The 10,801-nt window shown below is 61.5% G+C and carries 9 protein-coding genes; 1 reads left to right on the top strand and 8 read right to left on the bottom strand.

Going from position 1 to position 10,801, the window contains the following annotated elements:
* Window positions 1-91 precede the first annotated feature (91 nt).
* From QZR14_RS00045 to gspG, 8 genes are all read right to left on the bottom strand, one after another.
* Entirely contained in the window at window positions 92-1,204 is a 1,113-nt protein-coding gene (locus tag QZR14_RS00045) for a substrate-binding domain-containing protein (protein ID WP_250605383.1), read from the bottom strand.
* 498 nt (window positions 1,205-1,702) lie between these two features.
* Window positions 1,703-2,914 carry a type II secretion system inner membrane protein GspF gene (gene gspF / locus QZR14_RS00040; protein ID WP_311995525.1) on the bottom strand — a complete coding sequence of 404 codons (1,212 nt, stop codon included), beginning with the start codon at window positions 2,912-2,914 and terminating at the stop codon, window positions 1,703-1,705.
* Window positions 2,914-4,320 carry a type II secretion system ATPase GspE gene (gene gspE, locus QZR14_RS00035; protein ID WP_311995524.1) on the bottom strand — a complete coding sequence of 469 codons (1,407 nt, stop codon included), beginning with the start codon at window positions 4,318-4,320 and terminating at the stop codon, window positions 2,914-2,916. The genes gspF and gspE overlap by 1 nt, the downstream gene beginning before the upstream one ends.
* A gap of 151 nt (window positions 4,321-4,471) precedes the next feature.
* On the bottom strand, window positions 4,472-6,844 hold the full coding sequence (gspD, locus tag QZR14_RS00030; RefSeq protein WP_250605385.1) for a type II secretion system secretin GspD: 2,373 nt from the start codon (window positions 6,842-6,844) through the stop codon (window positions 4,472-4,474).
* Window positions 6,841-7,386: a type II secretion system protein GspM gene (gene gspM / locus QZR14_RS00025; RefSeq protein WP_311995523.1), complete on the bottom strand. Its 546-nt coding sequence runs from the start codon at window positions 7,384-7,386 to the stop codon at window positions 6,841-6,843. Before gspM ends, gspD begins: the two co-directional genes overlap by 4 nt.
* Window positions 7,379-8,557, bottom strand: a complete 1,179-nt coding sequence (gene gspL, locus QZR14_RS00020) for a type II secretion system protein GspL (RefSeq protein ID WP_311995522.1) — start codon at window positions 8,555-8,557, stop codon at window positions 7,379-7,381. The genes gspM and gspL overlap by 8 nt, the downstream gene beginning before the upstream one ends.
* Window positions 8,554-9,513, bottom strand: coding sequence for a type II secretion system minor pseudopilin GspK (gene gspK / locus QZR14_RS00015; protein ID WP_311995521.1), 960 nt, complete (start codon window positions 9,511-9,513; stop codon window positions 8,554-8,556). Before gspK ends, gspL begins: the two co-directional genes overlap by 4 nt.
* A gap of 8 nt (window positions 9,514-9,521) precedes the next feature.
* Window positions 9,522-9,980, bottom strand: coding sequence for a type II secretion system major pseudopilin GspG (gene gspG, locus QZR14_RS00010; protein WP_038368790.1), 459 nt, complete (start codon window positions 9,978-9,980; stop codon window positions 9,522-9,524).
* A 147-nt stretch (window positions 9,981-10,127) separates the two neighbouring features.
* On the opposite strand from gspG, the gene gspI reads away from it, so the two are divergent.
* Window positions 10,128-10,514, top strand: a complete 387-nt coding sequence (gspI, locus tag QZR14_RS00005; RefSeq protein ID WP_311995520.1) for a type II secretion system minor pseudopilin GspI — start codon at window positions 10,128-10,130, stop codon at window positions 10,512-10,514.
* Window positions 10,515-10,801: the final 287 nt, after the last annotated feature.

The following is a 10,801-nucleotide window of genomic DNA, read 5'->3' as shown; positions in this document are numbered from 1 at the left end:
CACACAAACTTCATGTTCGGGGAGTAATTGGCGCAAAAAAAATGGCAGCCCCGAAGGGCTGCCATCCGTAACGCTGACTTGAACGACTGACTTACAAAGGACGACCGATAGCGTTGCAGACGCTGGCGTTGTTGATGTCCAGGTTGTTGCCCGAAGAGTTGGTGATGAAGTTGGCGGTGACAGCGGTTTTCCAGGCGTTAGGCACCGCGACGAATTTGTGAGCCTGAGTCGCGGTGTTGTTGCCCGGGTTGCTGTAGTGCTTGGTCAGGAAAGCTTTGACGTCGGCGGCCACGGCTGCATCCTTGTAGCACTGACCGAAGATGAAGTTGGTGTAGGCCGCCAGTTTGTAACCGGAAGCCGGGTTAGCCACCACTGGCGACCAGTTGGCAGGGTTGGCAGCCTGGGCTGGAGTCGAAGGAGCCGACACCGACGACAGGGCCAGAGTGACGTTCAGCGAAGTAGGCTGAACACCGTTGACGCGAGCAACGACAGCATTGCTGGTAGCGTCAACGCCGTCCGGACCGACATAACCGATCGAACCGTCAACCGCGTTTACGGTAGTGGCGACATCGGAAGTGTTGGCGACGCCGACCCAGTTCGACGGCAGCGCCGAACCGGCAGGCAGACGAGCGTTGGTGAAGGTGGAGCTGGTGGCGAACTGAGTCGGGCAGACCGAGTTCAAGTGACGGCTGAGGATTTCCGAAGTGCCGCTGGAAACGTTGCGATAAACAACGCGGATCGGCGTGGTGTCGGTCGTGCCGAGCAACTGGCCCCAAGTGGTTTTGGCACCGGAGAACGCATCGCACAGCTGAGCGCTGGTCAGGTTCAGAGCTGTCTGGCCGGCTTTTTTGTACGGGATGGCAACCGAAGTGGCCACCGAAGGCAGTTGGATCAGCGGGCCAAACGAAGCGCCGAAGTTGGTGTTGTAGGTGCTGATTTCCGAAGCGCTGAGGATCGAGTCGCTACCGGCGAAGTGCACAGTGCCGGTGGTGCTGAAGCCGGCCGGGTTGTTGGTCAGGAAGGCAGTTTTGCCACCGCCGCTACCGATGGCGGCGTAGGAGAAGTTGGCTGGCAGGATGCTGTCGGCAGAACCTTTGTACAGAGCGGCAGGCAGAGTTGCACCACCACCGGTAACGGCCATGGCTTGAGCGGAAGCCAGAGCGGCGACGGTCAGGGAAGCTGCGATCAGAGTGCGCTTGAACATGAAGAATCTCCTTTTCAACTAGGTTTGGGAACACAGGTTTTCGGGTGACTTGCATGACACTGGGAGGACTCACCGGGGCCCTCGCTAGCGTTGGCCTTGGTTAAGTCGCACTGAGAAATTCGCAGCTTCCGGTGACAGATAAAGGAAAAAACCTCGGGAGCTGCGCGGTGTTTCTGAAGGGATTTTCTCGGGTGTTTGTCGGATGCTGCGCAGCGTCTGGATCAGGGGTTTGGCTGAATCGGGCTGGAGGCGTTGGCGGGTGGTTGCAGATGACAGAAAGGAGAACCCGAGGATCGGGGAAACATGGCTCGGGTGATGGAGAATCTTTTGCAAAAACTTTGAATTATCTATTGGCCTGACTGGCCTCATCGCTGGCAAGCCAGCTCCCACAGGTTTTTGTGTTGTGTCGTAAATCGTATTAACAACACTGTTCCCTTTGGGAGCTGGCTTGCCAGCGATGAGGCCGGCCCAGTCACCATCAATATTTCAGAGACGCCACTACTGCACCAGTTGGTTGATCTCAATGATCGGCAACAACACCGCCATCACAATGACCAGCACCACCCCGCCCATCACCACAATCATCAGCGGCTCCAGCAACGCTGTCATGCCCATCGCCCGCCGTTCGATATCCCGCGACAACGTCTGCGCCGCGCGCTCAAGCATCGGAGGCAACGACCCGGTTTTTTCACCGCTGGCGATCAGGTGGATCAACACCGGTGGGAAGACGTTTTCTACGCGCAACGCAGCAGCGAGGTTGACGCCTTCGCGCACCTTGGCCGTGGCATCAGTGACGCTCAAACTCAAGCGGTCGTTGGACAAGGTCTGCCGCGCCGCTTCCAATGCACGCAACAACGGCACCCCGGCGCCACCGAGAATCGCCAGCGTCGAGGCAAACCGTGCGGTGTTCAGACCGAGGATGAAACGCCCGAACAACGGCAACTTCAGCACCCGGTGATGCCAACTCAAACGCGCAGCCGGATTGCGCAGATACAAGCGCCAACTCCAGAAGCTTGCGGCCATAATCCCTGCACACAGCCAGCCCCAACTGCGGATGAAATCACTCGCGTTGAGCATCGCCAGGGTCAGCCCCGGCAAGTCCTGCCGCGCCTGGGAAAACGCACTGACCACCTGCGGCACCACATAACTGAGCAAGAAAATCACGATACCGATCGACACCAGTCCAACCACACCCGGATAGATGAACGCGGTGAGAATCTTGCCGCGCAGGTTGTTGCGCTCCTCGATGTAGTCGGCCAACCGCTCCATGACCTGGGCCAGATCACCGGACTCCTCCCCGGCGGCAATCAGCGCCCGGTAAATCTCCGGAAAATCCCGTGGCCGCGCCGCCAGCGATTCGGCCAGACGCATGCCACTGCGCACATCGGCGCGCACGGCGCTGAGGGTGTGGGCGATGTGCTTTTTTTCGGCTTGCTCCACCGTGGCGCTCAGCGCGGCTTCCAACGGCAGACTGGCACCGAGCAGACTCGCCAATTGCCGCGTGGCCCACGCGAGGTCGTTGTCCGAGAGCTTGGCGCTGAACAGTCCACCGCCGCCGTGCTGGGCGACGTTGCTTTCCTTGTGCACCGACAGTGCGGTCAAACCGCGCCCGCGTAATGTTGTGAATGCGGCGCTTTGGCTGTCCGCCTCAAGGTGCCCGGACTCGATCTTGCCGCTGGCATCGGCAGCTTCAAAACGATAGCGGTTCATCAGGCGTCCCGGGTCACACGGAGGATTTCTTCAGGCGCGGTGGCGCCGCTGCGAATCCAGCGTTCACCGTCCTCACGCAGGCTGAACATGCCGGCTTTCGCGGCGGATGCGCGCAAGGCCTGCTCCCCTGCCCCTTGGTGAATCAGCGTGCGGATGTCGTCGTCGATGCAGAACAATTCGTGGATGCCGGTACGGCCGCTGTAGCCGGTTTGATTACACGCCGGGCAACCGACCGGGCGCCAAGTGCCGGGTGTCGCCGGGTCTTCCTGTTTGCACTGATTGCATAGGCGTCGCACCAGGCGTTGTGCGAGCACGCCGAGCATCGATGACGCGAGCAAAAACGGTTCGACGCCCATGTCGATCAAGCGGTTGACCGCCGACACCGCGTCGTTGGTGTGCAGCGTCGCCAGCACCAGGTGACCGGTCAACGATGCCTGCACGGCGATTTGTGCGGTTTCGAGATCGCGGATTTCTCCGATCATGATGATGTCCGGGTCTTGCCGCAGGATCGCCCGCAGCGCGAGGGCGAAGGTCATGTCGATCTTGGCGTTGACCTGAATCTGGCTGATCCCCGGCAAGTCGTATTCCACCGGGTCTTCCACTGTGAGGATGTTGCTGGTGCTCGCATCCAGCCGTGCCAGTGCCGCATAGAGGCTGGTGGTTTTGCCGCTGCCGGTGGGGCCGGTAACCAGGACAATGCCGTGGGGCTGGCGGATCAGGTGGTCGAGTTTGGCCAACACCTGCGCGTCCATGCCGAGGGTTTCCAGATGCAGGCGCCCGGCCTGTTTGTCGAGCAAGCGCATCACCACCCTTTCGCCATGCCCGGTCGGCACGGTGGAAACACGGATATCGATTGGTCGACCGGCCACGCGCAGGGCGATACGACCGTCCTGCGGCAAGCGTTTTTCGGCGATGTCGAGTTGCGCCATGATCTTGATCCGTGACACCAAAGCACCGTGCAACGCCTTGCGCGGCGAGACCACATCGCGCAACGTGCCGTCGACGCGGTAGCGCACCACCGAATGGGTTTCGAACGGTTCGATGTGAATGTCGCTGGCCTCGTCGCGCGCAGCCTGGGTCAGCAGCGCGTTGATCATGCGGATTACCGGCGCGCCGTCTTGGGTGTCGAGCAGGTCGGTGATTTCCGGCATGTCCTGCATCAGCCGGTCGAGGTCGACTTCGTTTTCCGCCGCACCGACCACCGCCGCCGCGCTGCCGGTGTCGGCATAGGCAGCGGCGAGCAAGCCGTCGAGTTCGTCATCGCGCACGCGCTGAATCGTCGTCACGCCGAACTGCCGCCGCGCCTCGCTGATCGACCAGCCGGGCGTTGACGGGCACACCGTCAGCACGCCATCGCACAACAGAATCCGCTGCGCCTTGGCCCAGGCGTAAGGCAGCGCACTCATTTCAAGCCCTCCCCAGTTCCTGTAGGAGCTGCCGAAGGCTGCGATCTTTTGATCTTTGGCCGTTTGGATCCTTCGAAGAGCAAGATCAAAAGATCGCAGCCTTCGGCAGCTCCTACATATCCGTTTTCCAGATCAAGGGGCGATGTCGGCGTCATTGGATGGGCACCGCTTTGATGGTTGCGCGTGGGCCGGAGCTCGGTAACACCGCCGGCACCCCTTGCGCCGCCGTCGGCAACTGCGGCGCCTGCATGTCCGGCATCGCCCAGCTGCGTTCCGGCTGCAAACCACCTTGGGCACGACGCATGAAGTCATAGCGATTGAGGGTGATGCTGCGCCCCGCTTCGCTGTCGCGGATGATGTACGGGCGCAGAAAGACCATCAGGTTGGTCTTGGTGATCGCCCGGCGTTCGTTGCGAAACAGCGCGCCGATCCCCGGCAAGCTGCCCAGCCACGGCACCGCGTCATTGCTCTGGCTGTAACCGTCCTGGAGCAAACCGCCGAGCACCATGATCTGCCCGTCATCGAGCAGGATGCTGGTGTCGATCGCCCGTTTATTGGTGACAATCCCCGCCGAATTGGCACTGGCCGAAGCCCGCTCATCAATGCTGCTGACTTCCTGATAGATATCGAGCTTGACCGTGCCGCCCTCGGAAATCTGCGGGCGCACATTGAGCTTCAAACCGACCTCTTCGCGGGTCACGGTCTGGAACGGGTTGTTGCTGGTGCCGCCACCGCCAGTCACGTAACTGCCGCTGACAAACGGAATGGTCTGGCCGACAAAAATACTCGCCGCTTCGTTGTCCAGCGTCAGCAGATTCGGCGTCGACAGCACGTTGGTACCGCCCTTGCTCTTCAACGCCCGGGCCAGCACTTTCAGGTCAAGAATCTTGCCGATCCCGGGAATGTCGACGGTGCCGTTGACGTAGCCCAGGTTCAAACCTTGCGGCAGCACATCGATGCTGGTCTTGCCGTTGGTATTGATCCCCGAACCGCCCAGATTCGCGCCACCGATCACGCCTTTGCCACCCAGATTGCCGGTCTGCCACTGCACACCGAATTCACTGGCATCGTCCTCGCCGACTTCGACGATCAGGCTCTCGATCACCACTTGCGCACGGCGCTGGTCGAGCAGATCGATCACCTCGCGCAGGTTGCGATACAGCGGCTCCGGTGCGGAAATCAGCAAGGTGTTGGTGGTGGCGTCAGCCTGAATGGTCACGCCACCGGCACTGAAGGCGACGTTCTGCTCGCTGTTTTGCGCACCGCCGCTGCCGGTTGCGCTGCCACTGCTGCCCTGGGCGTAACTGCCGCCCGTGCTGCCGCTGCTGTTAGTGGTCGACGTGCTGCCGCTGGTTTGCGTGCCGCTCTGGCCGTTCTGCCCAGCGCTGCCGCCAGTACTTGCACCCATGGCGCTGAGCACCGAACGCGCACTGTCGCTTGTGCCGCTGTCACTCTCGCCGGTGAGCAAACCGCGCAAGGCCTGCGCCAGTTTCGCCGCTTGCGCGTTGCGCAGATAAACCACATGCAGATTGCTCGGATTGCTCTGCGCATTGTCGAGTTTGTAGATCAGGTTGCGCGCCAGTTCCGTGCGCTCGGGGCTGCCGGCGCGAATAATGATGGTGTTGGAACGCGGGTCACCAATCACGGCGATTTTCTGCGTTGGATCATTGCCCGGTGCATCCAGAAGATCCGCCACCATCGGCGCAATGTCAGCGGCGATGCCGTTCTGGATCTGCACCACATCGGTGTCGATCGCACTCGGCGAATCAATGCTCGCAATCAACTGCGCAACGCGGGTCAGGTTCTCAGCGTAATCGGTGATGACGATGGTGTTATTGCCCGGATAGGCATTGATCGGATTGTTCGGCGAAACGATCGGCCGCAGCACCGGAATCAGGTTCACCGCGTTTTCGTATTGCAGACGAAATGTGCGCGTGAGCATGCCGTTGCCCGCCGGTTTGTCGGCGCTGTAAATCGGCCCGCCAAGCAACTTCGCATCCGCCTCCGGCACCACCTGCGCCACACCGCCAACATCGACCACGCTAAAACCCTGCATGCGCAACGCCGCCAGCAACATGTCGTAAGCCTGCCGCGCCGGCACCTGACCTTCCGAGACCAGCGTCAACGTGCCCTTCACCCGAGGGTCGACGAGAAACTGCTGCCCGGTGGAACGCGACAACGCCCGCACCACCGCTTGAATATCGGCGTCGACAAAATTCAGCGTCACCGGTTGATCGCCCAATGGGTTGCTCGGCAAGGCAATGCCCGACGCCGCCGCGCCGCTGCGCGCACTCTTGGTGATGTTGTGCAATTGCTTCGGCACAGGTCGCGCCTGCGCCTGCGCGCGCTCGCGGTCGAGCACCGCGTCGCCGCTGCGCTGTGTGTTGGCCAGCGGCCGGCCCAGTTCACTGTCGACCAGCAACGGCGGCTGATTCTGCGGCGTGCTGGTGTTGCTGCACGCGCTCAACGCCATCAGCAGCATCGGCAACGCCAGACGTGCCGGTTTGGATCCTGACCCCTTCATGAAGCTTCCTTAGCGCCCAGCGCCTGATCCATGCGAACGGTGCCTGACAAAGTGCCGGCGGTGACTTCGGTCGAGGGGTTGTCTGCGCGTTGCAAACGGGCCTCGACCACTTGCAGAGAAAGTTGTGCCGGGTTGATCAACAGCCAGTCGAGCACGGCGTCGGCCGGCGCCGCGTCGAAGGTCAACTGCCAGGCACCCTGTGCCTCCTGTAATTGGTAATGCCCAGCCAAACCACTGGCCTGCAGGGTCTGCTCCAGCGACTGCGCCAGGCTTTGCCCGTCCGGGCGCACGCTGACTTCGCGCAACAGCACTTCCAGCGCTTCAGTCTGGGCGCGCAGCTTTGGCGTTTCGGTTTGCCAATAGGTGATTTTCTTCAGCGGCGGCTGGATCAGCACAACCCACAGCAGCAGGCCGATCAGCGCTATGGCCATGCCAGCGACCATGCGTTTTTCGCGCAGTGCCAACGGCTGCCAACGCGCCTGCAGCTGAGCGCGAACGCGTTGCCACTTGGCGCGGTAAACCGCGAACGAAGCCTTATTCATCTTCTTCTGCTCCGCCGCTGTCATCGCTCTCGCTTGGGGTGGCCTCAGTGGCCGGACGCAAGGTCCAGCCCTCGTCGTCGGCAGTGACGCTGATGCCGGCCTGCGCCAACGTGCTTTGCCACTCCGCATCATTGCCGCCACGACGGGCATCGCTGAGCAGACTCAGTTGCAAGGCACCGTCGACAAACGTCAGCCGCTCGACACTGCCGGCCATCGACGGCATGCCGCTGCCGGCCTGCAACACCAGACGATTGAACGTCTGCGCCGGATCATCCGCCGCACCTTTCTGCCGTGCCGCCAATTGCTGACGGGCCTGTTGCAACGGGTTGAGGATCACCGGCAGCTCAGGGAAGGCCTGTTTTACCCGCAGGTTCATCTGGGTTTTCAGCTGCTGGCCCTGACTCGCCTCACGGGCGGCATACAGATTCAAACCAATGACCCAAACGGCCACGGCCAACGCTGAGAGGGCGATCGCCCTGCCCCAGCCGCGATGTTCGGTGTGTTGCTGTTGCACTGCGCCATGCAGTCCCCAACCCGGTAGCGGACCAGTCCAGCGCTGCGCATCCGCCATCGGCAGTTCAGCGCCCGACGGCGGTTGATCGCCGATCCAGTGCAACGTGCTGCCCGGCTCCCACACGACACTGCCGAGGCCGTCATCGAACAACGGCTGCACCCGCGCCGCTTGCACACTGTCGCGCAGCAACAAATGCCCGTCCTGCACGCACGCGACGGTGCCGGGCAACACCGGCAAACGGTACGGCGCCGGATAGAGACCGCGCAGGTTCAGCCCAGCGCTTTTCAGCAATTGGCCAAAACCCAACAACTGTTGCCGAGGCGCCCAAGCGATCTGCACTTGCCCGGCCTCGTCCCGCGAACTGTGCGCGATGTGCATCTCGCTGCTGTCACCCAGCATCAAGGCCTGCGCCGCACACTGCACCGCCGCGACAATCTTGTTCGCAGGCAACGGCGGTAAATCGAGACTCGCCAACAGGCTGTCAGCCGGGTGCAGAAAACACACCAGCGGCGGCAGTTTCGACTGTTGGCTCAACTGGCTCAGGCTGAGGCGTTCTTCCCGCGTGACCTGGCCCTGACGATCCAGCCAGGCGCAGTGCAATTCACTGTGCAGATCCAGTTCCGCCAAGGGCGGCAACGCCACTTTCAACTGGCTCATACACCCACCCGCGACCAGATCACTTGCGGCAAGCGGTCCTGGCTGCGATGCAGCAACGCCTCAAGACTGACCCGCCGCTGATCGCGCCGCGCCTGCCCGCGCAGGCGAAACCAGTCACTGGTGATGCCGACTTTGACGCTGGTCAGCTCCAGTTGCGGCATGCGCAAGCGGTTAACAAAATCGCCACGGTTGATAAACCAGCGCCCGGCATCGCGCTCGGCGATCAGCGCATTGGCACGCTCCAGCGACAGACCCGGCACATACGCGGCCAACACCGGCGCGGTGGCGGTGTTGCCGTTGAGCCAAGTGGTCGCCGGAATCACCGTCAGGTACGGCGCGAGTTTGCCCATCACCGCCTCACTCACGCCGTCGACACTGCGCAAATCATCGATGCTGCGCAGCATCGGCAACGTCGGGTTCTGCGGTTTGCGTGAAGCGTTGGGCGAGGTGGCGCGACCGCTGTCGAAACCACTTTTCGGCGCCTCGGCCATCTGCGCATTCAGCAGTCGCGGGTACGAAGCAATCACCCGCTGACTGATGCGCTGACTCAACCCGGCACTGACCCCGATCAACTCGCACAAGCGCTGAAACGCCGCCACCTGTGCCTCATCAACCCGCTCGTTGGCGACCAGATTGCGCAGGTTGAACTTGCCCTGCTCGTCCTCCAGTCGTCCTTCAAAACCTTGCGCGGAGAGCCGCTGCGCCCACGGCTGATCGAGCCGGGTCAACGGGTCGCGCTGACGTGCGTCCTTGAGCAACTGACGGCTGATCTCCAACCCACCCAGCACCAGCCAACGCCCCAGCACACGCTGCTGATCCGCCTCCAGCGCCCGGGTCGCCACGCTCTGGCGCGTCAACATGCCCGCCGCAATCACCGCCACCACGGCCGCAATCAACAACGCGCTGATAATCGCCATGCCCTGTTGCTTCGCCCCCTCAGGCGAGCGGCTGTTCATGGCCGGCCTTACAACTGCCAGGAACCGATATCGGCATTCACGCCGTCGCCGTCCGGCTGACCGTCGGCACCGAGGGAAAAGATGTCGATCTCGCCATTCGCGCCGGGGTTGAGGTACTGATAAGGACGACCCCACGGATCGTTCGGCAAACGCTCCAGATACGAGCGCCAATTGCTGTTCTTCGCATCAGCCGGCCGCTCCACCAACACCTTCAGCCCTTGGTTCATGCTCGGATAAGTGCCGTGGTCGAGGCGATACAACTTCAATGCCTGCATCAACCCACCAATATCCTGCTTCGCCGCCGTCGCCCGCGCCTGATCCGGCCGATCAAGCACCTTGGGCACCACCATCGCCGCGAGAATCCCCAGAATCACCACGACCACCATGATCTCGATCAGGGTAAAACCCTGCTGCCCACGCGGCGTGCGCATCGGTTGCTGAAGCGATTTGAAAGGTGCGATATCCATCTCGACATACCCTGGCTTGATTCGATTCGACGCGCAGTGTTGCAAGAAGATATGTCAGTGATGTTGAAAATCCTCGGGTGTTTTCGTCGTCAAGCCGTCAAGCACGCGGGTTAGCGTCGAGGGCTGGGTTTTGGCTTTGGGCGATGTATGCGTGCGCGTTCGCGGGAAGAAGGTTTCACGTTGATTGAAGTGCTGGTGGCGCTGGCGATTATTGCCGTGGCCATGTCGGCGGCTGTGCGAGTGGCGGGGTTGATGACGCAGAGTAGCGGGATTTTGCGGGATCGGTCGGTGGCGCTGATTGCGGCGCAGAGTCGGATGGCGGAGTTGCGGTTGGAAGGGAAGTTGCCGATGGGTATGAAAGCGCAGGAATGTGATCAGGGGCGGCTATTGCTGCGGTGTGAACAGGTAATCGCAGCGGCAGAGAATGGTCGATTGCTCAAGGTTGGGATTCAGGTGTTTGACCGCAACCAGGATGCGCCACCGTTGGCCAGGCTGGAGACTTTAATGTCCCGAACCGAAAGCCCCTCACCCTAGCCCTCTCCCAGAGGTAGAGGGGACCGATTGGGGGAAATTCGAGCGCTACACCGACTTGAACGTCTTTCATTGAATCCAAAATAGCCAAGCTCACAAAGCCAAATCGAAGGCCTTTCACAAAAGCCATAACCGCCAAGGTCTTTCACCAAAACCATAATCACCAAAATCTTCCAGGTCGACGTACCCCGCAAGACAACTCGGTCGACCCCCTCTCCCTCCGGGAGAGGGCTGGGGTGAGGGCCGCTTGTACTCACGCAGCCCCCAGAATCACCAAAACCATAATCACC

Source organism: Pseudomonas sp. rhizo66, assembly GCF_031931925.1.
In the GTDB taxonomy this organism is placed as follows: Bacteria; Pseudomonadota; Gammaproteobacteria; order Pseudomonadales; family Pseudomonadaceae; genus Aquipseudomonas.
Note: the sequence above shows the minus strand (reverse complement) of the source record. Positions and strands in the feature narration are given on the sequence as shown.